This is a genomic window from Nocardia cyriacigeorgica, assembly GCF_005863245.1.
GTDB lineage: Bacteria > Actinomycetota > Actinomycetes > Mycobacteriales > Mycobacteriaceae > Nocardia > Nocardia cyriacigeorgica_C.
This window is the reverse complement of sequence record NZ_VBUT01000004.1, coordinates 125,893-152,075: the sequence shown is the minus strand read 5'-3', so window position 1 is coordinate 152,075 and position 26,183 is coordinate 125,893. Positions and strand designations below refer to the sequence as shown.

25 protein-coding genes are annotated in these 26,183 nt (G+C 68.8%); 17 read left to right on the top strand and 8 right to left on the bottom strand.

Annotation, left to right across the window (positions count from 1 at the left end):
• Positions 1 to 37: 37 nt before the first annotated feature.
• Together FEK34_RS10645 and FEK34_RS10640 are read right to left on the bottom strand one after the other, a co-directional pair.
• Positions 38 to 712 (bottom strand): Crp/Fnr family transcriptional regulator, encoded by a 675-nt coding sequence (locus FEK34_RS10645; protein WP_014348619.1) that lies wholly within the window; start codon positions 710 to 712, stop codon positions 38 to 40.
• 144 nt (positions 713 to 856) lie between these two features.
• Positions 857 to 1,099: a hypothetical protein gene (locus FEK34_RS10640; RefSeq protein WP_036532224.1), complete on the bottom strand. Its 243-nt coding sequence runs from the start codon at positions 1,097 to 1,099 to the stop codon at positions 857 to 859.
• 217 nt (positions 1,100 to 1,316) lie between these two features.
• On the opposite strand from FEK34_RS10640, the gene nth reads away from it, so the two are divergent.
• The 4 genes from nth to FEK34_RS10620 are packed head-to-tail and all read left to right on the top strand — an operon-like array spanning position 1,317 to position 4,571.
• Positions 1,317 to 2,024 (top strand): endonuclease III, encoded by a 708-nt coding sequence (gene nth, locus FEK34_RS10635; RefSeq protein WP_104897843.1) that lies wholly within the window; start codon positions 1,317 to 1,319, stop codon positions 2,022 to 2,024.
• Positions 2,021 to 2,683: a TlpA family protein disulfide reductase gene (locus FEK34_RS10630; RefSeq protein ID WP_249358970.1), complete on the top strand. Its 663-nt coding sequence runs from the start codon at positions 2,021 to 2,023 to the stop codon at positions 2,681 to 2,683. The genes nth and FEK34_RS10630 overlap by 4 nt, the downstream gene beginning before the upstream one ends.
• Positions 2,680 to 3,381 (top strand): NUDIX hydrolase, encoded by a 702-nt coding sequence (locus FEK34_RS10625; RefSeq protein ID WP_138447697.1) that lies wholly within the window; start codon positions 2,680 to 2,682, stop codon positions 3,379 to 3,381. Before FEK34_RS10630 ends, FEK34_RS10625 begins: the two co-directional genes overlap by 4 nt.
• The gene (locus FEK34_RS10620) at positions 3,378 to 4,571 is read left to right on the top strand and encodes a MarP family serine protease (protein ID WP_138447696.1); all 1,194 of its coding nucleotides are present in this window, start codon (positions 3,378 to 3,380) and stop codon (positions 4,569 to 4,571) included. Before FEK34_RS10625 ends, FEK34_RS10620 begins: the two co-directional genes overlap by 4 nt.
• A gap of 57 nt (positions 4,572 to 4,628) precedes the next feature.
• Here the strand turns inward: FEK34_RS10620 and FEK34_RS10615 are convergent, their stop codons facing one another.
• The 4 genes from FEK34_RS10615 to acs form a co-directional block, all read right to left on the bottom strand.
• A complete protein-coding gene (locus tag FEK34_RS10615) occupies positions 4,629 to 5,564 on the bottom strand; it encodes an alpha/beta fold hydrolase (protein ID WP_138447695.1) in 936 nt (311 codons plus the stop codon).
• 36 nt (positions 5,565 to 5,600) lie between these two features.
• Positions 5,601 to 6,140 carry a phage holin family protein gene (locus FEK34_RS10610; RefSeq protein ID WP_432760943.1) on the bottom strand — a complete coding sequence of 180 codons (540 nt, stop codon included), beginning with the start codon at positions 6,138 to 6,140 and terminating at the stop codon, positions 5,601 to 5,603.
• A gap of 28 nt (positions 6,141 to 6,168) precedes the next feature.
• Complete coding sequence (gene nhaA / locus FEK34_RS10605; RefSeq protein ID WP_138447694.1) at positions 6,169 to 7,380, bottom strand: Na+/H+ antiporter NhaA; 1,212 nt, start codon at positions 7,378 to 7,380, stop codon at positions 6,169 to 6,171.
• A gap of 186 nt (positions 7,381 to 7,566) precedes the next feature.
• A complete protein-coding gene (acs, locus tag FEK34_RS10600) occupies positions 7,567 to 9,525 on the bottom strand; it encodes an acetate--CoA ligase (protein WP_138447693.1) in 1,959 nt (652 codons plus the stop codon).
• 248 nt (positions 9,526 to 9,773) lie between these two features.
• Between acs and FEK34_RS10595 the strand changes: the two genes are divergently transcribed.
• Genes FEK34_RS10595 through FEK34_RS10575 form a run of 5 tightly spaced genes read left to right on the top strand, consistent with a single transcriptional unit; the run spans position 9,774 to position 15,783 of the window.
• Entirely contained in the window at positions 9,774 to 11,378 is a 1,605-nt protein-coding gene (locus FEK34_RS10595; RefSeq protein WP_138448097.1) for a peptide ABC transporter substrate-binding protein, read from the top strand.
• A gap of 24 nt (positions 11,379 to 11,402) precedes the next feature.
• The gene (locus tag FEK34_RS10590) at positions 11,403 to 12,329 is read left to right on the top strand and encodes an ABC transporter permease (protein WP_138447692.1); all 927 of its coding nucleotides are present in this window, start codon (positions 11,403 to 11,405) and stop codon (positions 12,327 to 12,329) included.
• Positions 12,330 to 12,344: 15 nt separating this feature from the next.
• Positions 12,345 to 13,304: an ABC transporter permease gene (locus tag FEK34_RS10585; RefSeq protein WP_138447691.1), complete on the top strand. Its 960-nt coding sequence runs from the start codon at positions 12,345 to 12,347 to the stop codon at positions 13,302 to 13,304.
• A complete protein-coding gene (locus FEK34_RS10580) occupies positions 13,301 to 14,998 on the top strand; it encodes an ABC transporter ATP-binding protein (RefSeq protein ID WP_138447690.1) in 1,698 nt (565 codons plus the stop codon). The genes FEK34_RS10585 and FEK34_RS10580 overlap by 4 nt, the downstream gene beginning before the upstream one ends.
• Positions 14,999 to 15,027: 29 nt before the next feature.
• Positions 15,028 to 15,783 carry an oxidoreductase gene (locus tag FEK34_RS10575; RefSeq protein ID WP_138447689.1) on the top strand — a complete coding sequence of 252 codons (756 nt, stop codon included), beginning with the start codon at positions 15,028 to 15,030 and terminating at the stop codon, positions 15,781 to 15,783.
• A 513-nt stretch (positions 15,784 to 16,296) separates the two neighbouring features.
• On the opposite strand, the gene FEK34_RS10570 is transcribed toward FEK34_RS10575, so the two are convergent.
• Positions 16,297 to 17,136 carry an HAD-IB family hydrolase gene (locus tag FEK34_RS10570; protein WP_138447688.1) on the bottom strand — a complete coding sequence of 280 codons (840 nt, stop codon included), beginning with the start codon at positions 17,134 to 17,136 and terminating at the stop codon, positions 16,297 to 16,299.
• 358 nt (positions 17,137 to 17,494) lie between these two features.
• On the opposite strand from FEK34_RS10570, the gene ssd reads away from it, so the two are divergent.
• The 7 genes from ssd (at position 17,495) to FEK34_RS10535 (ending at position 22,619) form a co-directional block, all read left to right on the top strand.
• Positions 17,495 to 18,595, top strand: a complete 1,101-nt coding sequence (gene ssd, locus FEK34_RS10565; RefSeq protein WP_138447687.1) for a septum site-determining protein Ssd — start codon at positions 17,495 to 17,497, stop codon at positions 18,593 to 18,595.
• Between the two features lie 88 nt (positions 18,596 to 18,683).
• Positions 18,684 to 19,871: a TadA family conjugal transfer-associated ATPase gene (locus FEK34_RS10560; protein ID WP_138448096.1), complete on the top strand. Its 1,188-nt coding sequence runs from the start codon at positions 18,684 to 18,686 to the stop codon at positions 19,869 to 19,871.
• The gene (locus tag FEK34_RS10555) at positions 19,868 to 20,659 is read left to right on the top strand and encodes a hypothetical protein (RefSeq protein ID WP_138447686.1); all 792 of its coding nucleotides are present in this window, start codon (positions 19,868 to 19,870) and stop codon (positions 20,657 to 20,659) included. Before FEK34_RS10560 ends, FEK34_RS10555 begins: the two co-directional genes overlap by 4 nt.
• A 36-nt stretch (positions 20,660 to 20,695) precedes the next feature.
• Positions 20,696 to 21,307 (top strand): type II secretion system F family protein, encoded by a 612-nt coding sequence (locus tag FEK34_RS10550; protein ID WP_138447685.1) that lies wholly within the window; start codon positions 20,696 to 20,698, stop codon positions 21,305 to 21,307.
• Between the two features lie 135 nt (positions 21,308 to 21,442).
• Positions 21,443 to 21,643 carry a DUF4244 domain-containing protein gene (locus FEK34_RS10545; protein WP_212748738.1) on the top strand — a complete coding sequence of 67 codons (201 nt, stop codon included), beginning with the start codon at positions 21,443 to 21,445 and terminating at the stop codon, positions 21,641 to 21,643.
• Between the two features lie 26 nt (positions 21,644 to 21,669).
• The gene (locus FEK34_RS10540) at positions 21,670 to 22,011 is read left to right on the top strand and encodes a TadE family type IV pilus minor pilin (protein ID WP_138447683.1); all 342 of its coding nucleotides are present in this window, start codon (positions 21,670 to 21,672) and stop codon (positions 22,009 to 22,011) included.
• Positions 22,012 to 22,247: 236 nt separating this feature from the next.
• Positions 22,248 to 22,619: an Rv3654c family TadE-like protein gene (locus FEK34_RS10535; RefSeq protein WP_138447682.1), complete on the top strand. Its 372-nt coding sequence runs from the start codon at positions 22,248 to 22,250 to the stop codon at positions 22,617 to 22,619.
• A gap of 299 nt (positions 22,620 to 22,918) precedes the next feature.
• On the opposite strand, the gene FEK34_RS10530 is transcribed toward FEK34_RS10535, so the two are convergent.
• The gene (locus FEK34_RS10530; protein ID WP_138447681.1) at positions 22,919 to 25,228 is read right to left on the bottom strand and encodes a DEAD/DEAH box helicase; all 2,310 of its coding nucleotides are present in this window, start codon (positions 25,226 to 25,228) and stop codon (positions 22,919 to 22,921) included.
• Positions 25,229 to 25,728: 500 nt separating this feature from the next.
• On the opposite strand from FEK34_RS10530, the gene FEK34_RS10525 reads away from it, so the two are divergent.
• Complete coding sequence (locus FEK34_RS10525) at positions 25,729 to 25,935, top strand: cold-shock protein (RefSeq protein ID WP_011206895.1); 207 nt, start codon at positions 25,729 to 25,731, stop codon at positions 25,933 to 25,935.
• Positions 25,936 to 26,183 lie beyond the last annotated feature (248 nt).

The window sequence follows — 26,183 nt, the reverse complement described above, 5'->3', positions numbered from 1 at the left end:
GGCCGGGCCTCGAACGATCAGCGATCCGTGCGCGAGATCAGCGCGCGCGCCGGGCCAGGCGCTCGGAGTCGGAGATCAGCACGCTCTTGCCCTCGAGCCGCAGCCAGCCGCGGTGCGCGAAGTCGGCCAGGGCCTTGTTCACGGTCTCGCGGGAGGCACCGACCAGCTGGGCGATCTCTTCCTGGGTGAGGTCGTGGGTGACCCGCAGCGCACCGGCCTCCTGGGTGCCGAAACGCTGAGCGAGCTGCAGCAGCGCCTTCGCGACCCGACCCGGGACGTCGGTGAAGATGAGGTCGGCGAGGTTGTTGTTGGTGCGGCGCAGGCGGCGGGCCAGCACGCGCAGCAACTGCTCGGCGATCTCGGGTCGCTGGTCGATCCAGGACTTGAGCGCCTCACGGTCCATGGTGACCGCGCGGACCTCGGTAACCGTGGTCGCGGTGGAGGTCCGCGGGCCGGGGTCGAAGATCGACAGCTCGCCGAACATGTCCGACGGGCCCATGATGGTCAGCAGGTTCTCCCGGCCGTCCGGGGAACGGCGACCGATCTTCACCTTGCCGGACGTGATGATGTACAGCCGATCGCCGGGCTCACCTTCGTTGAAGATGACATGGCCGCGCGGGAAATCCACGGGCTGCAGTTGTTTGGCGAGCGCCGCCACCGCGGTGGGCTCTACGCCTTGGAAGATGCCTGCTCTGGCGAGGGCCTCGTCCACGAATGTGCTCCTTATGGGAAATGGCTGTAGTCCTGGACCGAAGTGGGTCGGCCGACAGTGCAGTCTACGCGGCATTCACGGCGCGTAGTGACAGACACCACGTAACGGCCGGATTGCGTGGCGTGAACTCCGCATCGCGCGGGCTCAGCTGGCCCGGGCGATGTCCATTTCCTCGGCGCGGGAGCGGCGCCTGCGCATACGGGCCACCGCCGCCGGTAGACCGAGCTTCGTCAGCTCTTTCACCTCGGCGTTGCTCGCCTTGTCCAAGTACAGCTGAACTTCTTCGTCGGGTTCGAGAAGTTTGCGGAGCCGGTTCTCGACCCGCTCCATGCCCAGGGCGAACAGCATCAACGCCACTGGGAAGAGCACCACAGCGAGTCCTTGCATGCCGAGCAGTAAACACTGTCGAGGTCTCAGATGGAACACGGCACCAGATCTGGGCAGGCAACGATGTCGGTGCGTTCCGTATGGTGGACGGGTGCGTGTCTCCCCCTCATCCGCGGCCGGGATCGGGCCTTCGGCCACCGCCGCGGCGGCTGATCCTGTCCCGGCGGCCGACGGCGCGCCGAAGTCGAAAACCCGCACTCGACCGGCGGAAACCCGCTTGGGTCTGGTCCGCCGCGCGCGCCGGATGAACCGTAAACTGGCGCTGGCTTTTCCGGACGCGCATTGCGAATTGGATTTCACCACACCGCTGGAATTGGCCGTCGCGACGATCTTGTCCGCCCAGTGCACCGATGTGCGAGTGAACCTCACCACCCCCGCGCTTTTTGCCAAGTACCCTGACGCGCGCGCATACGCCGAGGCCAATCGGGCCGAACTCGAGGAATACATTCGCCCCACCGGCTTCTACCGGAACAAGGCGAACGCGCTCATCGGCCTCGGGCAAGCCCTGCTGGAAAACTTCGATGGTGAGTTGCCTCACACCATGGACGAACTCGTGAAGTTGCCGGGCATCGGGCGCAAGACTGCCAACGTCATCCTCGGCAACGCGTTCGGGGTGCCGGGTATCACCGTCGACACCCACTTCGGCCGGCTGGTGCGCCGCTGGGGATGGACGACCGAAGAGGATCCGGTCAAGGTCGAACAGGCCGTCGGCGAGCTGATCGAGCGCAAGGAGTGGACACTGCTGTCCCATCGGGTGATCTTCCACGGGCGCCGGGTCTGCCATTCGCGCAAACCGGCGTGCGGAGTGTGCCTGCTGGCCAAGGATTGCCCCTCGTTCGGGATCGGGCCCACCGACCCGGATGCCGCCGCCGAGCTGGTGAAGGGGCCGGAAGCGGAGCATCTGCTCGAGCTGGTGGGCCGGTGAGCCGAGTTCCCGTCGTCTGGCGCTGGGTGCTGTCGGCCCTGATCGTGGTGGTCGCGCTCGCCGTCGCGTTGTGGCCGCGCGGTGCCGACGACTCCGCCACCGTCGAGGACCGAGTCACCTCGGCTGCCAGGATCGACCCGCAACAGCGCGCAGCCGTGGGTCTCGCCGAATGTCCACGGCCGGCCGACGGTGCGGTCGGTTCGGGCCCGCTGGCCGGGCTCGCGCTGACCTGCCTGGCCGACGGTGAGCGCATCGACCTCGCTGCGGCCCTCGCAGGCAAGCCCGCGGTACTGAATCTGTGGGCCTACTGGTGCGAGCCCTGCCGCACCGAGCTGCCCATCCTGCAGGAGTACGCGAACCGGGTGGGACCGGCGGTGACGGTGCTGACCGTGCACAGCGACCCCGCCGAGAACAAGGCCATCGCCATGCTCGCCGCGCTGAACGACGAGCAGCGTGCCGCTGGCCGGGCACCACTGACCATGCCGGGCGTCGAGGACCCCGACGCCGCCGTGCGCACGGCCGCGGGCGCACCGAACGCGCTGCCGATCACCGTGCTGGTCCGGCCGGACGGTTCGATCGCCGAGTACGTCGCCCGCCCGTTCCACGATGTCGACGACATCGCCGACACCGTCGCCGGGGCGCTGGGAGTTACCGCATGACCGACATTCCGCCTTGGCTCGCCGGGGCCACCCGGGCCCACGCCGACTTCTCCGACACCCTGTCCAAAGCGCGCGCGCTGCGCAGGGTGATGACGCTGACCTCCGAGCCGCGCCAGGCCGCGGTGCTGGTGCTGTTCGGCGGTTCCGTGCATCCGGACCCGAAGGCACCGGGCGGGCTGCCCGCCGACGCCGAGGTGCTGCTGACCCAGCGGGCCTCCACCATGCGCCAGCATCGAGGGCAGGTCGCCTTCCCCGGCGGTGCGGTCGATCCCGGTGATACCGGTCCGATCGATACCGCGCTGCGCGAGGCCTGGGAGGAAACCGGACTCGACCGCGACGGCGTCGAGCCGGTCGCGGTGCTGCCGAAATTGTTCGTTCCGCCGTCCCGGTTCGATGTGACACCGGTGGTGGCGTATTGGCGCACGCCGAGCGAGGTGCGCGTGGTCGACCAGAGTGAAACCGAACGGGTGGTGCGCGTGTCGTTGTCCGATCTGCTCGATCCGGCGAACCGGTTCCTGGTGCGTGGCAGCCTCGGCTACCAGAGCCCGGCCTTCCAGGTGGACGGGATGCTGGTGTGGGGTCTGACCGGCGGAATCCTCGCCAGTCTGATCACCACACTCGGCTGGGAGCGGGAATGGGACCGCACCGACGTGCGTGATCTGGAAACCTCGCTGGCCGCGGTGGGGATGACGCTGTGAGCGCATCGACCTGGCTCGATATCGCGGTCGTCATCCTCGCCCTGCTGGCCGCCTCATCGGGTTGGCGGCAGGGCGCGGTCGCGTCGGCGCTGGCCTTCCTCGGCGTGGTGCTCGGTGCCGTCGCGGGCATCCTGATCGCCCCGCACATCCTCATCCACATCGGTGAGGGCCGCAGCCGGGTGCTGGCCGGTGTGCTGCTGATCGTTGTGCTGGTGATCGTCGGCGAGGTCGCGGGCATGGTGCTCGGCCGCGCGGCGCGGGGCGGGATGCGGCACACCTTCACCCGCACCGTCGACAGCGTCGTCGGTGCGGTGCTGCAGGCGGTGGCCGTGCTGGTGACGGCGTGGCTGCTCGCGCTGCCGCTGGCCACCTCGTCGCAGCCGGCCATCGCGACCGCGATCAACGGTTCGCGGGTGCTGGCCGACGTCAACGATGTGGCGCCGAACTGGTTGCGCAAGCTGCCGAACGAGTTCTCCAAGCTGCTGAACACCTCGGGCCTGCCGGACGTCATCGGGCCGTTCGGCCGCGCGCCGATCGCGGCGGTGGAACCGCCGGATCCGAGTGTGCTGAGCAGTCCGGTTGCCGCCAGGTTGCAGCAGAGTGTGCTGCGCATCCGCGGTGTGGCGCCGAGTTGCCAGCGGGCGCTGGAGGGTTCGGGCTTCGTCATCTCGCCGGAGCGGGTGATGACCAACGCGCACGTCGTCGCGGGCACCACCAGCGTCACCGTGGATACCGCCACCGGTCCGCTGGAAGCGGAAGTGGTGCTGTTCGATCCGTCCACCGACGTCGCGGTGCTGGCGGTCCCCGGTCTCACCGCACCCGAGATCGAGGAGGCCGCGGCCCCGGCCCGCTCGGGTGACAGCGCGATCGTGCTCGGCTACCCGGGCGGCGGGCGCTACACCGCGAGCGCGGCCCGCGTCCGCGAGACGCTGGATCTGACCGGCCCGACCATCTACCGCGACGGCACCATCGAGCGCGAGGTGTACACGGTGCGCGGGCAGGTCCGGGCGGGCAACTCCGGTGGGCCGCTGGTGGATACCGAGGGCAATGTGCTCGGTGTGGTGTTCGGCGCGGCCGTCACCGATGACGACACCGGTTATGTGCTCACCCTGCAGGAGGTTCGTCGTCAGCTAGACGCGGCTGCCGGATCGCAGTCGCCGGTCGCGACGGGGCCGTGCGTGCTGAGCTGATCGCAGCGGCACCCGGCGGCGATGATGTCGCCGGGTGCTCGACAGCAACGCGGGGCCTCAGCCCAGCAGCTTCGCCAGCTCGGTGGTGACCGCCTCCGGGTTCTCCTGATGCGCGAAATGCCCGGCGCCGGGGATGGTGACCACGGTGCGGCGCGGGGAGAGCCGGTGGCCGCGATGGATGGTCGTGGTGAGCACGTAACCGTCCTGTTCGCCGCGCATCGACAGCACCGGGATGTCGATGGGCTTGCGCATGATGGCCATGAACCGGCGGCCATCCGGGCGCCATTGGCTACGGAACGCCCAGCGCTGATATTCCAGCGAACAGTGGGCCGCTCCGGGAATCTGGATGGCCGAGCGCATCCGGCGCACGGTGTCGGTGAATTCGCTGCTCCCGGACCAGGACGCACCGACCCGCTCACGCAGCAGCCGCTCCACCTCGGCCCCGTCGCCGCGGGTCAGCAGATGTTCCGGGTACCGGGGGAGCTGGTAGCGCAGGAAATTCGGCAGCCAGGTCTTGCGCTGGGCTCGATCGCGCAGGATCGCGCTCTTGAGCGCGGCCGGATGCGGGGAGCCGATCACCGCGATCGCCCGCACCAGGCGCGGATGCATCACCGCGGTCGCCCAGCAGACCAGACCGCCGTCGGCGTGCCCGACCAGGGTGGCTTCGGTGTGGCCGAGCGCGCGGATGAGTCCGGCGATATCGCCGGCGAGGGTCCAGCCGTCGTAGCCGCGTGGCGGTTTATCGCTGTCGCCGTAGCCGCGCAGATCCACCGCGACGGCGCGGTAGCCGAGGGCCGACAGTCCGGTCAGCTGATGCCGCCACGACCACCAGAAGTCGGCGAATCCGTGCAGCAGCACCACCAGGGGCGCGTCCGGGCGTTGGGGCGCGGCCTCCACGATGTGGAAGCGGATGCCGTTGGCGTGAACGTCGCGATGGGTCCATGGACCCTCATAACGGACGCTGGACGGGTCCGGCAGGAAGTTCGACGCCACGCCGACCGAGCGTAGTAGGCCCGGGCCGGGCGTGTCTCAGCGGGCGGGCTTGTCCATCGCGATCTTGTCGGGGGTCAGCTCGTGCTTGCCGTGCGCGCCGAGCCCGCTGGGCAGCACCGAACGGGTCTGCTTGAGCGAGTCGATGGTCTTCTCCGGTGCGCGCAGCTTCTTGACCTTGCGGTAGCCGAGGAAGGCGAAGGCGGCGGTGGCGATCACCATCAGCGCGAACACGATCCAGAACGCCGCCCAGCGGTACAGCCAGATGTCGAGGGTTTCGGCGACCGCGAAAAAGAAGAAGAAGCTGCTGAACAACAGGATGGTCAGCGCGACGATGAAGAAGACGCTGCCCTGCAGGCCCTTCTTGATCTCGCCGGTCACCTCGGCCTTGGCCAGTTCTACCTCGGCGCGCACCAGCGTGGAGACCTGCTCGGTGGCATCGCGCACCAGGGTGCCGAAGCTGGCCGAGGCGGTCGGATCGACCTCGGACAGGGGGATCGCGGTCACGGTGCGTCCGGGATCGTGCGGGGAGCCGTCTCGATGCGCGTCGCGTCCGTTACCGCCCTGTGTGACACTCACTTGGTCGACCCTTCTCCCTGTCCAGGCTTCATTGTTCTCGTTCTAGCGCACGCGCGTCCCGCCGCGCCTGGTGGACACGCCCACGCCGCAACAGTAGCGCCGAACCGGCCAGTGAGGCTGCCATAGAGGTCACCAAGATCGCTGCCTTGGCCAATTCCACGGCGGTTTCGTCCTCCAGCGCGAGTTCCGCCACGAGCAGGCTAACGGTGAAGCCGATCGCGCCCAGCACCGACAGGGCGAACATATCGCGATAACCGAGGTGCGCGGGGCGTTTGGCGATGCCGAGCCGGATGGCCAGCCAGCTCGACCCCATGATGCCGATGGTCTTACCCAGCAGCAGACCGGCGATGATGGCCAGCGGCAGCCGATCGGTGAACAGCTGACCTAACACACTGGCATTCAACGGGACTCCGGAGGCGAACAGTGCGAACAACGGCACGCACAGCCCCGCCGAGATCGGTTGCACCAGGTGTTCCCAGCGGGTGGCGGGCGCTTCGGATTCGCCGGGGTCCTTGCGGACTCGCGTCAGCAGGCCCATACCGACACCGGCCAGCGTCGGGTGCACGCCCGCCTCGTGTAGCGCGTACCAGGCCACCAGGGCCAATGGCAGATACACCAGCGGGGTGCGGATGCGCTTGTGCTGGGCCAGCCACCAGCCGCCGAAACAGGCGAGTGCGGCGAGCAGCCACAGCATCGACACTCCGGCGGTGAACAGCACCGCGATCAGGATGATGGCCATCAGGTCGTCGACCACGGCCAGACTCAGCAGGAACACCCGCGCGCTGGCGGGGACCCTCGACCCGGTCATGGCCAGTACCGCCAGGGCGAACGCGATATCGGTGGCGACCGGGATGGCCCAGCCGCGATCCATGCCCGGCACGCCGTACCCGATGGCGTAGGCGATGATCGCGGGGGTGATGACACCGCCGACGGCGGCGATGATCGGCAGTGCGGCCCGTTTACGGTCGGCCAGCTCGCCGACCACGAGTTCGCGTTTGAGTTCCAGGCCCGCCACGAAGAAGAAGACCGCGAGCAGCCCGTCCTTGGTCCAGTCGGCCAGGGTGAGTTCCAGGTGCAGCGACGGAATCGCCAGCACCGTATCGGTCATCGTTTCGTACGAGGCGCCCCACGGCGAGTTCACCCACAGCAATGCCACCGCGGCCGCGATGAGAAGCAGTGAGCCGCCGACGGTTTCGGTGCGCAGATACCGGGACAGCTCCGAGCGTGCCGCTGTGATCACGGGAAACCTCTCGTCGGTCGGTCAGGGACCGCAGACGCGCGGCGAACCGCAGGGGATTCGACGTACACGACCACGCGCCGACCAGACTTCCCGGCACACCTTACGCAATTCTAACGGTTACACCCGGTGACAACCGAATCCACCGGGCGTAACCTGCCGCTCCTGCCGGAAAACCGCCGGTTCTGATCAGGCGCGCGAGGCCCGGATCGCCTCGAAGACGTTCGGATCCACCAGCGTCGAGGTGTCGCCGAGTTCGCGGCCCTCGGCGACGTCGCGCAGCAGCCGTCGCATGATCTTGCCGCTGCGGGTCTTGGGCAGCTCCGGCACCACGTGGATCTCGCGCGGCCGCGCGATCGGGCTGATCTCTCGTGCCACCTCGGCCTTGAGCTCGTTCACCAGTTCATCGCCGGTGTCCTTGGCTTCGGCGGTGAGGATGACGAACGCGACGATGCCCTGCCCGGTGGTCTCGTCGCTGGCGCCGACCACGGCCGCCTCGGCCACGCCGGCGTGACCGACCAGCGCCGATTCCACCTCGGCGGTGGAGATGCGGTGGCCGGAGACGTTCATGACGTCGTCGACGCGGCCGAGTACCCACAGGTCGCCGTCGGCGTCGAGTTTGGCGCCGTCACCGGCGAAGTACCAGCCCTGCTCGGCGTAGCGCTGCCAGTAGGTGGCCTTGTACCGCTCCATATCGCCCCAGATGCCGCGCAGCATGGACGGCCACGGCTGGTCGAGCACGAGGTAGCCGACGACGGCCGAATCACCGGCCGGGCGCACCACGGCACCCTCTTCGTCGACGACCTTCGCGGAGATGCCGGGCAGCGGGGTCATGGCCGCGCCGGGCTTGGCCGCGGTGACGCCGGGCAGTGGGGAGATCATGATCGAACCGGTCTCGGTCTGCCACCAGGTGTCCACGATGGGCGCGCTGCCGGAACCGATCACCTCCCGGTACCACCGCCAGGCCTCCGGGTTGATCGGCTCGCCGACCGAGCCCAGCACCCGGATCGAGGACAGATCGTGCGCGTCCGGGATCTCACGACCCCACTTCATGAAGGTCCGGATGAGTGTGGGCGCCGTGTAATAGATGGTGACGCCGTACTTTTCGATGATCTGCCAGTGCCGGTGCTCATCCGGGAAGTTGGGGGTGCCTTCGTAGACGACCTGGGTGGCGCGGTTGGCGAGGGGGCCGTAGACGATGTAGCTGTGGCCGGTGACCCAGCCGATGTCGGCGGTGCACCAGTAGACGTCGGCGCCGGGTTTGTGGTCGAAGACGTAGTGGTGGGTGTAGGCGGTCTGAGTGAGGTAGCCGCCGGTGGTGTGCAGGATGCCTTTGGGTTTTCCGGTGGTGCCGGAGGTGTAGAGGATGAACAGGGGGTGTTCGGCGTCGAAGGGCTTGGCTTCGTGCTCGGGGGAAGCCTGGGCGACGGTGTCGTGCCACCACAGGTCGCGACCCTCGGTCCACGGCACCTCGACGTTCGTTCGCCGCACCACAAGCACGCGTTCGACGCTGTGCGGCACATCGCCCTTGGCGTACAGCGCCTCGTCCACCGCCTCCTTCAACGGTGCGGGCTTGCCGCGCCGCCACTGGCCGTCGGTGGTGATGATCAGCCGGGCGCGTGCGTCGTCGACGCGCTGGCGCAGCGCCGACGGGGAGAAGCCGGCGAAGACCACCGAATGGGTGAGCCCGAGCCGCGCGCAGGCCAGCATCGACACGATGGCCTCGGGAATCATCGGCATGTAGATGGCGACCCGGTCACCGGCCTCGAGACCCAGTTCGGTCAGGTAGTTCGCCGCCCGGCTGACCTCGGCGAGCAGCTCGCTGTAGGTGATGTCGCGGGAATCGCCCGGCTCGCCCTCCCAGTGGATGGCGACCTGCTCGCCGTGGCCGTCGAGCACATGCCGGTCGACGCAGTTGTAAGCGACATTGAGCTTGCCGTCGGCGAACCATTTCGCGACCGGAGCGTCCGACCAGTCCAGTACCTGGCTCCACGGCTCATGCCAGTGCAGACGCTGCGCCTGTTCGGCCCAGAAGCCTTCGCGGTCGGCGTCGGCGCGGCGGTAGATCTCGGCATCGGCATTCGCGGCGGCGGCGAATGCCGCGCTGGGCGGGTACGAGTCCTGGTGATCGGCGGTGGTTTCGGTCATCTCGTCACTTCCTTCACATCACCTGCGCATGCGGCCGGTTTCGACAGTAGTCAACTGTGACCCACGCCGCTGCCACCCCGTCCATCGGGTTGACACCGATTCGGCCCGGTCGCCTGACAAATCGGTGCCGCGGTGGTTATCGTCGGCTTCTGATCGGCGGGCGGGGGTCCGCGCAGGGCCGGTTCGACCGTGGCAGCCCGAAACCGCCGCGTCCGAGCCGCCAGACGACGATGATTCCGGGGGTGCAGATGCGGATTCCGGCCTGGCTCGCGACGTTGGTGCTCGCCCTGCTGTGCGCCGCGACGGTGCCCGCCTGCACCATCACTCCCGCGCTCGGTGAATCGATCGCGGTCAACGGCAGCGAGCCGCAGAACCCGCTGGTCCCGTCGAATACCAACGAGAACGGCGGCGGCCGCATCGTCGACCGGCTCTTCGCCGGGCTACGGCGCATCGATGCGAACGGCGGCCTGCACGACGAGGTCGCCCAATCCATCGAGACCACCGACCAGCAGCACTATCTGATCCGGTTGAAACCCGGCTGGACCTTCAGCGACGGCTCGCCGGTCACCGCACACTCGTTCGTCGACGCCTGGAATTTCGGCGCGCTGATCACCAACGCGCAGTTGCAGAGCTACACCTACGAGCCGATCGTCGGATTCGACGATGTGCAGGCCGATCCGCCACGCGCGCAGACGATGTCGGGGCTGCGGGTGATCGACGAGCTCACCTTCACCGTCGATCTGAAGGCGCCGACCATCGACTTCCGGACCCGGTTGGCGTACGCGCCGTTCTATCCGCTGCCCGAGGTGGCGTTCGAGGATATCGAGTCGTTCGGCCAGCGCCCGATCGGCAACGGCCCGTATCGCTTCGCCGACGGTGACGCCTGGCAGCACGATGTGAAGCTGGACCTGGTGCCCAACGAGAGCTACCGCGGCGGGCGCCCGGCCAGGAACAAGGGCTTGACCTTCGTCTTCTACTCGAATTTCGACGCCGCCTATTCGGATCTGCTGGCCGGCAATCTCGACGTGCTCGACACCGTCCCGCCCAGCGCGCTCACCGTCGTCGACGACGATCTCGGCGAGCGCGCCGTCTCCGCGCCCACCGCGCAGAACCAGTGGATCGGCACTCAACCGGGCCTGCCGCATTTCGACGGCGAAGAGGGCAGGCTGCGCAGACACGCCATCTCCATGGCGATCCAGCGGGAACGCATCGGCGACAAGATCTTCCGGGGTACCCGCAAGCCCGCACGCGACTACACCTCGCGGGTGCTGCCGGGCTACAACCCGAACCTGCCCGGCTCGGAGGTGCTCGATTACAACCCCGAACAGGCCCGCAAACTGTGGGCGCAGGCGAACGAGATCTCCCCGTGGAGTGGACGTTTCGAGATCGCCTACAACGCCGACGGTGGCCATCAGGCCTGGGTCGACGCGGTCGCCAACAGCATCAAGAACACCCTCGGCATCGAAGCTGTCGGCGCCGCGCTGCCGACCTTCAAACAGCTGCGCGACCAGGTCACCACACGGACCGTCGGCAAGGCGTTCCGGTCCGGCTGGCAGGGCGACTACCCGACCATGTTGCAATTCCTGGAACCCGGGTTCCTGAGCAACTCCGCCACCAACGATTTCGACTACCACAACCCGGAATTCGACGCGCTGATCGCCGCCGCCGAAGCCGCACCGACCGAGGAACGGTCCTGGGAACTGGTCGCACAGGCGCAGACGGTGCTGCTGCGCGACCTGCCGACCATCCCGGTCTTCGACTACGTCAACTCCGCGGGCTATTCCGAGCGCGTCCGCAATGTCGCCTTCGCCTGGAACGGCTTGGCCGACTTCGAGAACATCGAGCTGCGCTGAGCCGCCGGAGAATGAGGAGAGCGTATGGCCTGGTACATCGTGCGGCGGCTGTTGCAGATGATCCCCGTGTTCTTCGGCGCCACCCTGCTCATCTACTTCCTGATCTACAAGGTCTCCGGCGGATCGGTGGCCGCCCTCGCCGGTGAACGAACACTCACCCCCGCGCTGGAAGCCCAACTACAGGCCCGCTATCACCTGGATCGCCCCTTCATCGTGCAGTACCTGTACTACTTGAAGGGCATCTTCACCTTCGATCTCGGCACCTCGTTCTCCGGACGTCCGGTCAGCGAAGAACTCGCGCGCGCCTTCCCGATCACCTTCCGGCTGGCGCTGCTCGCGGTGCTGTTCGAGACGGTGTTCGGGGTGTTCTTCGGCGTCATCGCCGGGTTGCGCAAGGGCAAGCTGTTCGATTCGACAATGCTGGTGGCCAGCCTGATCGTGATCGCGGTTCCGGTGTTCGTGCTGGCGTTCCTCGCGCAGTATCTGTTCGGCATCGAGTGGGGGATCGCGCCGGTGACCGTCGGCGCCGACGCCAGTTTCGCCCGGCTGATCGTGCCGGCGATGGTGCTCGGCGCGCTCTCGTTCGCCTACGTGCTGCGCCTGACCCGCAGCTCGGTGGTGGAGAACCGGGACGCCGACTACGTGAAGACCGCCACCGCGAAAGGATTGCCGCGTCGGCGCGTCGTGGTGGTGCACATCCTGCGCAACTCGCTGATCCCGGTGGTCACCTTCATCGGCGCCGATCTGGGCGCGCTGATGGGCGGGGCCATCGTCACCGAGGGCATCTTCAATATCCCCGGCGTCGGCGGCACCCTCTACCAGGCCGTGGTGCGCGGCGAGGCGCCGACGGTGGTCTCCTTCGTGACGGTGCTGATCGTGGTGTTCCTGCTGGCCAACCTGATCGTCGACCTGCTGTACGCGGCACTCGATCCACGGATCCGCTATGCGTGAGAAGGGAGTGTGAGCATGTCCGACGAGCGTGGCCGGGCCCGTCCCGGGCAGCAGCGCTGGGTCGCGCCGGCCGACGAGATCGAGGTCGATGCCGTCGACCGGGTGCGGGTGGCCGGAACACCGCGCGGATTCTGGGGCGAAGCCTGGCACGGGCTGCGCCGCAATCCGCTGTTCCTGGTGTCGGTCGCGATGATCGTGCTGGTGCTGCTGCTGGCACTGTTCCCCGGTCTGTTCACCGACCAGGACCCGCGCTACTGCGTGGTCGACAACAGCCTGCTCCCGCCCAGCTCACAGCATTGGTTCGGGTTCGATCTGCAAGGCTGCGACATCTACGCCCGCACCGTCTACGGGGCGCGCGCGTCGGTGCTGACGGGCGTCGGCGCGTCGCTGCTGTTCGTCACGATCGGCGCGACGTTGGGCGCGCTGGCCGGCTTCTACGGTGGGCTGCTGGACTCGATCATCTCCCGGATCGCCGAGATCGTGTACGCGATCCCGCTGATGCTGGCCGCCATCGTCGTCATGCAGCTGTCGGAACGCCGGACGATCGGGCTGGTGATCGTCATCCTGGCCGGATTCACCTGGCCGCAGGTGGCGCGGATCGCGCGTGGTGCGGTGATCGCGGCCAAGAACAGCGAATACGTGCTGGCGGCACGGGCTTTGGGGGTGTCGCGGTTTCGCACCCTGCTGCGGCATGTGGTGCCGAATTCGCTCGGCCCGGTCATCGTGGTGACCACCATCTGGCTGGGCGTGTTCATCGTCACCGAGGCCACGCTGTCGTTTCTCGGTGTCGGTCTGCCGCCCACCGAGGTGTCCTGGGGTGCCGATATCGCGACCGGCCAGCAGCAGTTGCGCGGCGGCTCGCTGATCCTGTTCTATCCCGCGACGGCGCTCGCGCTGACGGTGCTCAGCTTCATCATGCTCGGCGACGCGCTCAGCGACGCTCTCGATCCGAAGTCCCGCAGGAGGCGAGCATGAACGCCGCGCCCGAGACCGGCGAACAGGCCGTGCCGCTGCTCGAGATCCGTGATCTGCACGTCGCTTTCGGTTCGGGAGCCGATCGGGTCGAGGCCGTCCGAGGCGTCGATCTGACGGTCTATCCCGGCCAGACCGTGGCGATCGTCGGCGAATCCGGGTCCGGCAAATCGACCACCGCCCATGCGGTGATCGGACTGCTGCCCAGTGGCGGACGAGTGGTGTCCGGTGCTATTCGTTTCGCCGGCCGCGACCTGGCGGCGGCACCGGAATCGGAGTTGATCGGGGTGCGCGGCAACGGTATCGGGTTCGTCCCCCAGGACCCGATGTCGAATCTGAACCCGGTATGGAAGATCGGTTTCCAGATCACCGAAACCCTGGCCGCCAATGGAATCGCACACGGCAAGCAAGCGCGCGAACGGGCCGCCGAGCTGCTGCGCGAGGCGGGTATCCCGGATCCGGAACATCGGATGAACCAGTATCCGCACGAGCTGTCCGGTGGTCTGCGCCAGCGCGCCCTGATCGCGATCGGGCTGTCCGGGCGCCCGGACCTGCTCATCGCCGACGAGCCCACCTCCGCCCTCGACGTCACCGTGCAGCGGCAGATCCTCGATCACATCGACGATCTCACCGGGCAGCTGGGCACCGCGATGCTGCTGATCACCCACGATCTCGGGCTGGCCGCCGAACGGGCCGAACATCTGGTGGTGATGTATCGCGGCCGGGTGGTGGAATCCGGTCCGGCGCTGGAGATCCTGCGTGACCCGCAGCACGAGTACACACGTCGGCTGGTCGAATCGGCGCCCTCGCTGGCGGCCGGGCGGCGGTCGGTGCGGATGGCGCGCGCGCAGGTGCGGCGGCAGGCGATCGAGGTCGCCGAGGAAGCGGATACCGTTGCAGGCGAAGAGATCCTGGTGGTCGACCGGCTCACCAAACGGTACCGGATCCGGGGATCGGTGCCATGGAAGTCGACCGAATTGCTCGCCGTGGACGACGTCGGATTCCGGATGCGGCGCGGAACGACCACCGCCATCGTCGGCGAATCCGGATCCGGCAAGTCCACGGTCGCCCAGATGGTGCTCGGTTTGCTGGAGCCGACCTCGGGGACGGTGACCTTCGACGGCGCCGACGTGGCCCAGCTGAGCCGGACATCGCCGCTGGCATTCCGGCGAAGGGTGCAGCCGATCTTCCAGAACCCCTACGGCTCGCTCGACCCCATGTACTCCATCCACCGCACCCTGACCGAGCCGCTACGCACCCACGGCATCGGCAGCCGCGCCGAACGCGACGCCACGGTGCGCGACCTGCTCGACAAGGTCGCGCTACCGGCCGATGTGCTGTCGCGCTACCCGAACGAGCTGTCCGGCGGTCAACGCCAGCGCGTCGCCATCGCCCGCGCCCTTGCCCTTTCGCCCGAGCTCGTGGTCTGTGACGAGGCGGTCTCCGCGCTGGACGTGCTGGTCCAGGCCCAGATCCTGGAGCTGCTCAACGACCTGCAAGCCGAGCTGGGGCTGTCGTATCTGTTCATCACCCACGACCTGGCCGTCGTCCGGCAGATCGCCGACGAGGTGCTGGTGATGTGCGCGGGCCGGGTGGTCGAGGCCGCACCGACCGACGAGGTGTTCGACAATCCGCGCGAGGACTACACCCGCCGGTTGCTCGACGCCATTCCGGGCCGGGACCTGCTGGTGAGCTGACCGAGGCCACGGCAGTAGCCTCGTCAATCGTGACCGATCCGCTGCAGCCCCTCGTCGAACTGCCCGGTGTGCGCGCCGCCGCCGACAAGGCCCGCGATGCGCTCGCCGAGGTGCACCGGCACAAGAGCAACCGTCGCGGCTGGCCGACCACGGCGGCCGAGGCGGCCGTCCGGGCCGCGCGGTCGTCGGCCGCCATCGACGGCGGCAGTGTGGAGCTGCCCGCCGACGGCAACGTCAGCGATCCGATTCTGGCCGGATCGCTGCGGGTCGGCCAGGCGCTCGACGGTGACGCGCTACGCAATCTCGTCGGCACCTGGCAGCGTGCGCCCTTGCAGGCGCTGGCCCGGCTGCATCTGCTCGCCGCGGCCGACCTGGTCTCCGACGAGGCCGAACTCGGCAGGCCGCGCGCTGACGACGGGGTGGCCCAGCGGCTGGACCTGCTCGCGCAGACCGTGCTCGGATCCTCGGCGCCCGCCCCGGTGATCGCGGCCGTGGTGCACGGGGAACTGCTGACCTTGAAGCCGTTCGGCACCGCCGACGGGATCGTCGCGCGGGCGGCGTCGCGGCTGGTGGCGGTGTCGACCGGACTCGATCCGCACAGTCTCGGGGTGCCCGAGGTGTTCTGGCTGCGCAGGCGCCAGGCCTACCTGGATGCCGCGGCGGCGTTCGGGACGGGCACTCCCGAGGGGGTCGGCAGCTGGGTGATCCTGTGCTGCGGTGCGCTCGAGGACGGCGCACGAGAGGCGACGTCGATCGCCGACGCCGCCTCTGGTCAGGGGAGCTAGGTCTGTAGGGATAGGTCCGGACATATCGAAGCGGGCGGCGTTGTCGTCACCGACCTCACCGCCCGCTAGCACGGACAACCCGGTTACCAAGCGTGCTGGGTGGGTTGTGTTCTTCGGCCTCGGCGAGTGATCCGATTCCACCGCGGCTCATCCCCGCAATTATGCGAGGCGCTCGCCGTCGACAGCTCGAATGTCGCAGGCCCACAACGCTTTTGCCCTTGTCGCGGCGCGCTCCGCGTGGGTGCCTGGCGTCCGTGCTGGGAAGGGTGGGATGGGGGGCTGAGCCTTCTCTTCCGACTCCGTCCTGGCCTTCCGTCCTTCCGTGCCTTCATTTTTACACCGTGAGCGCACTCACAGCAAGAGGTCGGAAAACATCGAATTATCGGCGTGTCTCCCGGCGTTTCGTGGTTGAATCCCAGGTCGCGGCACAGTTCGCGATCTTGTACGGGCGTACCGGCCGGCCTCCCCGCCGCGGCCCGTAAGGCCCTGGCGTACCCGGCTTCGCGGCCGTCGTCAGCGGCGCCGACGCAGCAGTCGGTAGCTGATCGCACCCGCCAGCACAGCGCTCACACCCACCGCCGCCGTGGCCGCCACTGTGGTGGAGGACGGCGCCTGGAACCGCGACCACAGCGACACCGGGTTGGAGAAGGTCAGGATCGGCCAGCTCCGGGCCACCGCCTCGCGTCGCAGGGCGCGATCGGGGTTCACCGCCGTCGGATGGCCGACCGCCGAGAGCAGTGGCAGATCGGTGATCGAATCCGAATACGCGTAGCACCGCGACAGGTCGTAACCCTCGGCGGCGGCGAGCTTTTCGATCGCGGTGACCTTGCCCTCGCCGTAGCAGTAGAACTCCACCTCGCCGGTGTACTTGCCGTCCTGCACGACCATTCTGGTGGCCGCGGTGTGATCGGCGCCGAGTGCTTCGGCGATCGGCGCGACGATCTCCTCGCCGGAAGCCGAGACGATCACCACATCGTGGCCGCGGATCTTGTGATCGGCGATCAGATCGGCGGCCTCGGCATAGACCAGCGGGTCGACCAGCTCGTGCAAGGTCTCGGCCACAATGGATTTCACCTGTTCGACATCCCAGCCGGCGCACATGCTGGTCAGGTGCGCGCGCATCCGCTCCATCTGATCGTGGTCGGCGCCGGAGAGCAGAAACATGAAATGCGCGTAGCTGCTCTCCAGTACCGCCCGCCGGTTCAACAGGCCCTGCGCGAAGAACGGTTTGCTGAACACGTAGGTGCTCGACTTCGCGATCACGGTCTTGTCGAGATCGAAAAACGCCGCCACCCGACCGGCCCGCTCGCTGCCGTGGTGCGGATGTCCGGTCTGCTCGCCGTTGGCCGTCACGGGGTCAAGGATAGGCGCTGCCGTCGACGCTCCGGCGCGCCCGCCGGAGGCCGAGGCGCCCCGGCGAAACTTCTTCAACATTGGACTTGCGCTTGCGCCGGACCTTGGGTGTAGTATTGCTGGCACCTGGACATGTTCCAGGCGCGTTCAGCCCGACCCCCCGGGGCTGAACCCGACGGCCCCAGCCTCCTCCCCCCCCCGGCTGGGGCCGTCCTCTATTTCGGGACAGGTCGGTTGTCGCAGCGCCGGGCACGGCGGCGGCCAGTGGTTCTTCCGGCGTTATCCACAGCAGGCGAGTTATCCACATTCGGCGAAACGGCCCTGTTGTGTGCGTTCGCAGTCCGCGACGCTGACCTGCATGGACTTCGAAGCGACCGACCGGCCACCCGCAGCACCGGCGCTGGCGATCATCGGCACGCCAGGCTTGCGCGAGGAAGTCAGGCGTGTGGCGGCCGCCGCGGAACGCGAGATCGACGAACGCGCGATGCCCGTCGGCAGGCACGCCTGGGCCGGCGCACCGCTGGTGATCCTCGACACCCCCGCCGCGGTAGCTTGCGCCGAAGCCGGCTACCTACGACGCGCCGGTGTCGTCACCGTCACCGACGGGGAACCCGAACTCATCGACTGGCAAGCCGCCGCAGCCGTCGGCGCCGAACGCGTCATCGCGCTACCGGGCGCCGCGGTCGGGCTCATCGAGGCGTTCGCCGAACGCGGCGAACACCACGCAGGCGGCGGCGTGGTGGTCGCCGTCACCGGCGCATGCGGCGGCGCCGGCGCCTCGGTGCTGTCGGCCGCGCTGGCCCTGCGCTCAGCTCACACCGGCTTCCGGCGCCACACCCTGCTGGTCGACGGCGCACCGCTGGGCGGCGGAATCGACATGCTGCTCGGCATCGAGAAGACACCGGGCCTGCGCTGGCCCGACCTCATCGTCGAAGACGGCCGGATATCTGCCGCCGCCCTGCACGGCGCGCTGCCGTCCGCCGCGCCCGGGCTGGCAGTGCTCTCCTGTGGCCGGGGTGGTAGCGCCCGTCCGGTGATCGGCGGCGGCGCCATGCACGCCGTCATCGAAGCGGGCCGGGCCGCAGGCGATCTCGTCGTCTGCGACCTCTCGGCCGAACGCTCGCCGCATGCCGATCAAGTCCTCGACGCCGCCGATCTGGTGGTCCTCGTCGTCACCGCCGGTCTGCGCGCGGTCGCCGCCGCGGAAGCGGTCTCGGTACATATCGGCCGGCGAAATCCGAACCGCGGCCTCATTGTTCGTGGTCCTGCACCGGGCGGACTGCGCGGACCGGAGATCGCCGAGGTGCTCGACCTGCCACTGCTGGCGGCGGTGCGCGCTCAGCCTGGGCTACCCGCTCGGCTGGAGCGCGGTGGGCTCTCGGTCGGCCGCGGGCCGCTGCGGGAGGCGGCCGACGCGGTGCTCATGGTGCTCGGCGTGCCGGCGGAGTTGGCGAAATGAATGGCAGGGCAACGGATTACCTGGCTTTGTCGGCCTTCCTGCGATTGCCGCTGTGGAGGCGCCGGCCCGAATGGTCGAAGGGGGAGCAATGGGCGCGCTGGTGACGGCGGAGCTGCTGGACCGGGTTCGCGAGCGTTTGGCGGGAGCGGCCGGAGATCCCGACCCGGCCGAGGTCGCCGCCGCGATCCGGGCCGAAGCCGGTGGGGTGCTCGGCGACACCGACCTGCTGCGCGCGCTGCGGCTACTACAGACCGAATTGACCGGCGCGGGCGTGCTCGAACCGCTGTTGCACGACACCAAGGTCGCCGATGTGCTGGTCACCGCACCCGACGAGGTCTGGATCGACCGGGGTCGCGGGATCGAGAAGACGTCGATCGGCTTCGCCGACGAGGCCGCGGTACGCAGACTGGCGCAGCGGCTGGCCTCGGCCGCGGGCCGGCGCCTCGACGACGCCCAACCGTGGGTGGACGCCACCTTGCCCGGTCGAGATGCGGTGCTGGGCGAATCGTTCGGGGTGCGGTTGCATGCGGTACTGGCTCCGGTGGCGCACGGCGGCACCTGCCTGTCGCTTCGAGTGCTGCGCCCGGCGACGCAGGGCTTGGATGCGCTGGTCGCGATGGGGGCCGTTGCCGTCGAAGCGAAGATGCTGTTGGAGCGCATCGTCGCGGCCCGGCTGGCTTTCCTGGTTGTCGGCGGCACTGGCGCGGGCAAAACTACGCTCTTGTCCGGCCTGCTGGCCACGGTCGATCCCGCCGAACGCATCATTTGCGTCGAGGATGCCGCCGAGCTCGCACCGCCGCATCCGCATGTGGTGCGGTTGGTCGCCCGCACCGCCAACGTCGAGGGTGTCGGCCAGGTGACGGTGCGTGAACTCGTGCGCCAAGCCCTGCGCATGCGGCCCGACCGGATCGTGGTGGGGGAGGTGCGCGGCGCCGAGGTCGTCGACCTGCTCACCGCCTTGAATACCGGGCACGACGGGGGAGCGGGCACCGTGCACGCCAACTCGCCGGGCGAAGTGCCCGCGCGTCTGGAAGCGCTGGCGGCGCTCGGCGGTATGGATCGAGCCGCTCTGCACAGTCAGCTCGCTGCCGCGGTCCAGGTGATCCTGCACGTTCACCGCAGAGCCGACGGCAGCCGAGGTCTCCAGGAGATCGGGCTGGTCCGTCGCGACGACTCCGGCCATGTCCGGATCAGTGCGGCCTGGCGTGCGGATGGAGCGGAGACACCGGCGGCCGCGCGCCTGCGGCAGTTGCTCGACGATCGGCTCGGGCGATGATCGGCGCACTGGCGTGCCTGGTGCTCGCGCTGCTGGTGGCGCCGGTGGCGGTGCCGAAGCGGCGGTTCGGCGAGCTGTTCAGGGACGTCGCCGCACGCCCGCGGAGGAACCGGGGCCTCGTCTTCCGTCTCATGGCACCGATGGCCTGCGCGGGTGCGTTCGTGCTCGGCGTCGGTCCGCTGACCGCGGCGGTGCTGCTCGCCGCGACGCTGATCTTCCGTGGGCGGCGCAACGCGCGGGACTGCCGCCATGCCGCCGAATGCGGGTACCTGCTCGACGCGCTCGAATCGGTGATCGGCGAGTTGCGGGTGGGTGCGCATCCGAGCGTCGCCGCCGAGACCGCGGCCGCCGATGCGAAAGGCGTTGCCGCGCAAGTCTTCGCGATCGGTGCCGCCCGCAGCAGGCTCGGCGGGTCCGGCGCGGACGGGCTGTGCAGGCCGGATTCGGTGATCGCGGCCGAACTCGACCGCGTCGCTGAGGCTTGGCGCGTGGCCGAACATCACGGTCTTGCGCTGGCCGAGCTGCTCGGCGCCGCGCGCAACGATCTGATCGGCCGCATCCGTTTTCGGGGCCGCACGACCGCCGCGCTGGCCGGTGCCAAGGCTACGGCGACGGTTTTGGCCGGGCTGCCGCTGCTCGGCGTCGGCCTCGGCCAGCTCATGGGGGCCGCGCCGCTGGAGGTGCTGTTCACCGCTCCTGCGGGCGCGATTCTGCTCCCGCTCGGCACCGCCCTGGCCTGCGCCGGATTGCTGTGGTCGGACGAGATCACCCGAAGGGTGCTGCTGTGAACCATTCGGATCGTGCTGTGTATCAGGAGGTCACCCATGGGATCGCCGGCCGCGAATGCCGCGATGCTGTTGGCCGTCGCGATGCTGCTGCTGCCGGGGCGGCTGGTGGTCACGCGCCGCCTGATCCCGGCCGAGAAGCCGGACACCGCTCGGTGGTTCGCGCGCGCGAGGCGCCGGCATGGCGTCGACCCGTTGGCGGCCGCCTCGGTCTTCGACCTCCTGGCTGCGTGCCTACGGGCGGGCATGCCGATCGACACGGCGGTATACGCGGTGGTTCCTGGTGCACCACCGGCCCTGGCAGAGCCGCTGCGCCGGGCCGCCGACCTGCTGGCACTGGGAGCCGATGCGGCGTCCGCCTGGGAGCGGGCGGCACGGGAGGCGACCGACGGGTCCGGGGAGATCGAAGCGCTGGCGCGGCTGGCCAGGCGCTCGGCCCGATCCGGGTCCTCGCTCGCGGTGGCGGTGGGGGAACTGGCCGAGCAGCGTCGCGGTGCGGTCGAGGATGCGGCCGCCGCGCGGGCGGAACGGGCCGGCGTGCTGATCGGCGGGCCGCTCGGGCTGTGCTTCTTGCCCGCGTTCATCTGCCTCGGCATCGTCCCGGTGATCATCGGGCTGGCCGGGCGGGTGCTCGGTGGCGGCCTGCTGTGACGCCGCCGGGTTCGGCAATGGAGACGTTCCCGCGCGGATTCGCCGCGTGGGCTCGCAGGAGAGGGGAATCAGATGCGAATCGAGAGGCCGGTCCGGCACGAGATCCACGGAGCATGCTCGATCGGGATCCACCGAATGCGCTCGTCGAGTGCGGCGGTGCGGACCCGGCTCTGCCACCTGATGGCCGACGACAGCGGCATGAGTACCGCCGAATATGCCATCGGCACCATCGCCGCCGCGGCCTTCGGCGCCGTGCTGTACGCGGTGGTGACGGGCGACAGCATCGTGGACGCGCTGACCAAGATCATCGACCGGGCGCTGAACACGAACGTGTAGCGCGGGGCGGGCGACGTTGTGGTGCAGTGGTTCTCGGTGACGACACCGGCGCCGTCACCGTCGAGGCGGCGATCGCCTTGACGGCGATAGTCGTGGCCGTCGTCGCGTGCATCGGGGCGCTGCTGGCGGCCTCGACCCAGGTCCGCTGCATCGACGCCGCGCGCGAGGCCGCCCGGCTCACCGCCCGAGGCGACGCCGCGGGCGCCGTGCCCGCCGCCCGCGCCATAGCCCCACCGGGCGCGGAGATCTCTGTGCGCCGCGAGGGCACGCGAATCCTCGCGACGGTCACCGCCGGGACGCCACTGCTGCCGCTGCTGGAGCTGCGGGCCGACGCCGTCGCGACGCCGGAACCGGGCGCAGAACCATGAGCGACGGTGAACCTCGCTTCGGCGAGGTGCCGCGCCTCGGCCACCGACGTCCACGGGCCACCCGGCGACGCGGCCTGTCGCACCTGCTGTCGGTGTCGGGCCGTCCGGTGTCCGGTCCGGCGCAATGCCGAGCGCGGACTGATCGCGGCGCTGTCGGTGCGGTACCGGGCTCGGCTGGCTGTGGCATCGCGCTCATGCGGTTGCGGCTTCGGCGGCTCGGCGCGGACCGGGCCGGGATGGATGAGTCCGTGCGAATACGGAGTGAGGCCGGTGCCGCCACCGTTTTCGCCGCGTTGGCTCTGGCCGGCCTGCTGGGGCTGACGGTGCTGGTGGGGCAGGTGGGTGCGGGAGTGGTGGCTCGGCATCGGGCACAGGCGGCGGCCGATCTGGCGGCTCTGGCGGCGGCCGGTGCCTTGGTCTACGGAGCGGCGGACGCATGCGCCGAAGGGGGTGAGATCGCGCATCGGATGCGCATGACCATTCGCGGTTGTGAGATCGCCGATTGGGACGTCGTGGTGACTGTGGAAGGAAAAGTACCAATGGGTCTATTGGGCGACCGAACAGTACGCGCCATGGCACGCGCCGGACCGCTCGAAGAACTGCGGTGATGGCACGTCCCGCATTTTGTTAACGGCGAGTATTCCCTTTTCTTATCGATGAATTAATACGGCGCGGCTGTTAATTCTCCGGGCGCTCGCGGAAAAGGGATGAATAGATCCGCATATGGATACATGAGAGGTCATGGCTATGCACCAGTTAACATGAGAATCTTCCTCTTTAATCGGATGGCGCTGGCGAACCCGGTTACTCGGCGTGCGCACCGGGCTTCGGGCCGGCCACCACCGCCGGAGATGACCGGACGGTTACACCACGGCAGCGGCAACGTCACCGTTCGGGCGGCCGGCCGTCACCTGCCGGTTCGCAGTTCGGCGAGCACGGCCGTCAGCAGCCGGGCCGCGCCGGCCTTGTCCAGCGGACTGTTGCCGTTGCCACACTTGGGTGACTGCACACAGGACGGGCAGCCCGCCGTGCACGTGCACGAGTCGATGGCCGCCGATGTCGCCGACAACCAGCGCTCGAGCTGGGCGTAACCCCGCTCGGCGAAGCCCGAACCACCGGGCTGACCGTCGTAGACGAACACGGTCGGCAGTCCGGTGTCGGGATGCTCGGCGATGGATACGCCGCCGATGTCCCAGCGGTCGCATGTCGCCACCAGCGGCAACAGCCCGATGGCGGCGTGCTCGGCGGCGTGCAGGGCGCCGGGAACCCGGGCTGCCGTGATGCCTGCGTGTGCCAGCAGCTCCGGCGTCACGGTGTACAGCACGGCCTTGGTGGGCAGGGTCTGCGGCGGCAGATCGAGTTCCACCAGGTCGAGCACCTCGCCGGTGGGCAGTGTGCGCAGGTATCCGACCACCTGACTGGTGACGGTGACCTGCGCCGATGCCGCGGTGACCGCGCCGTGGTCGCGTCGATCGAGGAAGGCGTCGACGGTGAGGGAGGTGGTCTGGCGCGCGCTGGTGGTCCAGCCCGGGTCGCCTTGGTGGACGAATGCGACGCCACCGTCGAGGTCGAGTTCATCGACCACGTAGGTCTCACCCTGGTGCAGGTGGACCGCGCCGGTGTGCAGGGTCGCCAGGGCGCGACCGGCGTCGGCGGTGCCGAGCAGCCTGCCGGATTCGCCGTCGACGATCGCGACCGGTGCTCCGATGCCGCCGCGCACATCGACCGCGTCGTGCGGCTGGAGATCGGCGGTGACGTACCAGCGCGCGGTGTCCGGGCTACCGTTCTCCCGGCGCCGGATCAGCCCTTGACCAGCCAGATCGTCCAGCACCGCACCCGCGCCGAGTTCGTCGGCTTCCTGGTCGGTGAGCGGCAGTTCGAGGGCGGCGCACAGCAGTTGCGGCCCGAGCACATAGGGATTGCCCGGGTCGGTGATTGTTGCCTCGACCGGCCTGCCCAGCAGGGCTTCGGGGTGGTGCACCAGATAGGTGTCCAGCGGATCGTCCCTGGCCACGAGGAGGACGAGCGAGCCCTGGGTGCGCCTGCCCGCCCGTCCGGCCTGCTGCCAGAACGAGGCGACGGTGCCGGGGAAACCGGACATCACCACGGCATCCAGGCCCGCGATATCCACGCCGAGCTCCAGCGCATTCGTGGTGGCCGCGGCCAGTAGCCTCCCGTCGGAGATGGCCGCTTCCAGTTCGCGCCGGTCCTCGGGCAGGTATCCGCCGCGGTAGGCCGCCACCCGTTCGACCAGGCCCGGATCGACCTCGGCCAAGAGCCTGCGAGCCTCCATCGCCGCCACCTCGGCGCCGCGCCGGGAGCGGACGAAGGTCAAGGTGCGGGCGCCTTCGACCACCAGATCGGCCATGATCCTGGCCGCCTCCGAGTTGGCCGCCCGCCGTACCGGTGCACCGTTTTCCCCGGTTACGGCGGTCAACAGCGGCGGCTCCCACAACGCGACCGTGCGCGCACCGCGCGGTGAGCCGTCGTCGGTGATGGCCACGCACGGCGCGCCGACCAGCCGTGACGCGGCCTCGGCGGGGTCGGCGGTGGTGGCCGAGCAGAGCACGAATACCGGATCGGCGCCGTAGTGGGCGGCCAGCCTGCGCAAACGGCGCAGCACCAGCGCGACGTGTGAGCCGAATACGCCCCGGTAGGCGTGGCATTCGTCCACCACCACATACCGCAGCCTGCGCAGCACCCTGGCCCAGCGTTTGTGGGAGCGCAGCATGCCCACGTGCAGCATGTCCGGGTTGGTGAAGATCCATCGCGCGTTCGCGCGCACCCACTGCCGGATCTCTCCTGGCGTATCGCCGTCATAGGTCGCGGCGTGGATATCGCGCAGCGGGCCGTCGTGGGTGAGTTCGCCGATCGCGCGCAGCTGATCGGCGCCCAGCGCCTTGGTCGGGGCGATATAGAGGGCCGTGGCCTTGGGATCGTCGAGCAGATCGCTGAGCACGGGCAGCTGGTATCCCAGCGATTTCCCGGACGCGGTGCCGGTCGCGACCACGACGTGCTGTCCGCTCGCCGCGGCCTCGGCGGTGCTGACCTGGTGCGACCACGGTGCCTCGATCCCGATGCCGCCGAGTGCGGCGACGACCTCGGGGCGCACCCATTCGGGCCACGCACCGATGCGCCCGGACCGAGCCGGGAGTTCGGCCACGTGAGTGAGCCGAGAGTCCCCGTCGATGCCCTGCGTTCGGACACGATTCAGCAACGATCGCCCGTAGCTTTCGCCGTTCGCGGTCGCTGTACGGCTCGTCCGGTCTGCCGGATTCACTCGTTCGGACCTCCGGCGTGTCGGAAAAGTGTGAAACGTGTGCGTCCGGGGAGCGCTACCTGCCAATTCGATACCCAATAGCGACCTGGGTCACAGCCCGGTAGCCAGATGCTCGCTCGGTTATCGGGGGGCAAACGTACCGGAAGTCTGGATTCCCCCAATGTGTCCCTCACCTGCGCATTCGCAAGATCAAGTTTTTTGCAAATTGTCGGTAACTCCGCTGTCGAATTGCGCAGAGACATGGTTCACTGGTTCCTGGTCGCAAGCTTCTGTGTTCGAGGGACGGATCCAAAGTCCAAACCGTCGGCAGGATCGATGTTGCGAACGATGTACTTGGTGCTTTCCTTGCAGGGGGAACCAACAGTACAGCGGTCGGAACGGGCCCGGTGGACGAACCCAGTTGTCCGCCGTTCCGGTAAGAAAAGAAGAGGAACAGAATGGCACAGGGAACTGTGAAGTGGTTCAACGCGGAGAAGGGGTTCGGCTTCATCGCGCCCGAGGACGGCTCCGCTGACGTCTTCGTCCACTACTCCGAGATCCAGGGTTCGGGCTTCCGCACCCTCGAGGAGAACCAGAAGGTCGAGTTCGAGGTCGGCCAGGGCACCAAGGGCCCGCAGGCCACCGGAGTTCGCGCGCTCAGCTGAGCTCGCATTCATCCACAGCTCGTCCCTCACCACCGGTAACGGCGGTGAGGGACGAGCTATATCTGGGGTAGGTTCCTCCGTCTCCACCCCCGCCGCGCGGGACGGCCGGACCGGGGCACTGCATACTGATCCGCGATAGCGCGTACGCTCGGTGGTTCCGATCGCAACCACTCGACCACGCGCAGCGTCAAGGTATAAACGTGTCTGGTAGCGATATACGACATCGCCACTATTTGCCCTAGCCGTGC

Coding starts and splice junctions, on each gene's coding strand:
- acs (WP_138447693.1), bottom strand. CDS start 9,525: ATGACCGAAACCACCGCCGATCACCAGGACTCGTACCCGCCCAGCGCG.
- FEK34_RS10550 (WP_138447685.1), top strand. CDS start 20,696: ATGGGATCGCCGGCCGCGAATGCCGCGATGCTGTTGGCCGTCGCGATG.
- FEK34_RS10535 (WP_138447682.1), top strand. CDS start 22,248: ATGGATGAGTCCGTGCGAATACGGAGTGAGGCCGGTGCCGCCACCGTT.
- FEK34_RS10580 (WP_138447690.1), top strand. CDS start 13,301: ATGAACGCCGCGCCCGAGACCGGCGAACAGGCCGTGCCGCTGCTCGAG.
- FEK34_RS10545 (WP_212748738.1), top strand. CDS start 21,443: ATGCGCTCGTCGAGTGCGGCGGTGCGGACCCGGCTCTGCCACCTGATG.
- FEK34_RS10595 (WP_138448097.1), top strand. CDS start 9,774: ATGCGGATTCCGGCCTGGCTCGCGACGTTGGTGCTCGCCCTGCTGTGC.
- FEK34_RS10555 (WP_138447686.1), top strand. CDS start 19,868: ATGATCGGCGCACTGGCGTGCCTGGTGCTCGCGCTGCTGGTGGCGCCG.
- FEK34_RS10590 (WP_138447692.1), top strand. CDS start 11,403: ATGGCCTGGTACATCGTGCGGCGGCTGTTGCAGATGATCCCCGTGTTC.
- FEK34_RS10585 (WP_138447691.1), top strand. CDS start 12,345: ATGTCCGACGAGCGTGGCCGGGCCCGTCCCGGGCAGCAGCGCTGGGTC.
- FEK34_RS10525 (WP_011206895.1), top strand. CDS start 25,729: ATGGCACAGGGAACTGTGAAGTGGTTCAACGCGGAGAAGGGGTTCGGC.
- FEK34_RS10560 (WP_138448096.1), top strand. CDS start 18,684: ATGGGCGCGCTGGTGACGGCGGAGCTGCTGGACCGGGTTCGCGAGCGT.
- FEK34_RS10625 (WP_138447697.1), top strand. CDS start 2,680: ATGACCGACATTCCGCCTTGGCTCGCCGGGGCCACCCGGGCCCACGCC.
- FEK34_RS10640 (WP_036532224.1), bottom strand. CDS start 1,099: ATGCAAGGACTCGCTGTGGTGCTCTTCCCAGTGGCGTTGATGCTGTTC.
- ssd (WP_138447687.1), top strand. CDS start 17,495: ATGGACTTCGAAGCGACCGACCGGCCACCCGCAGCACCGGCGCTGGCG.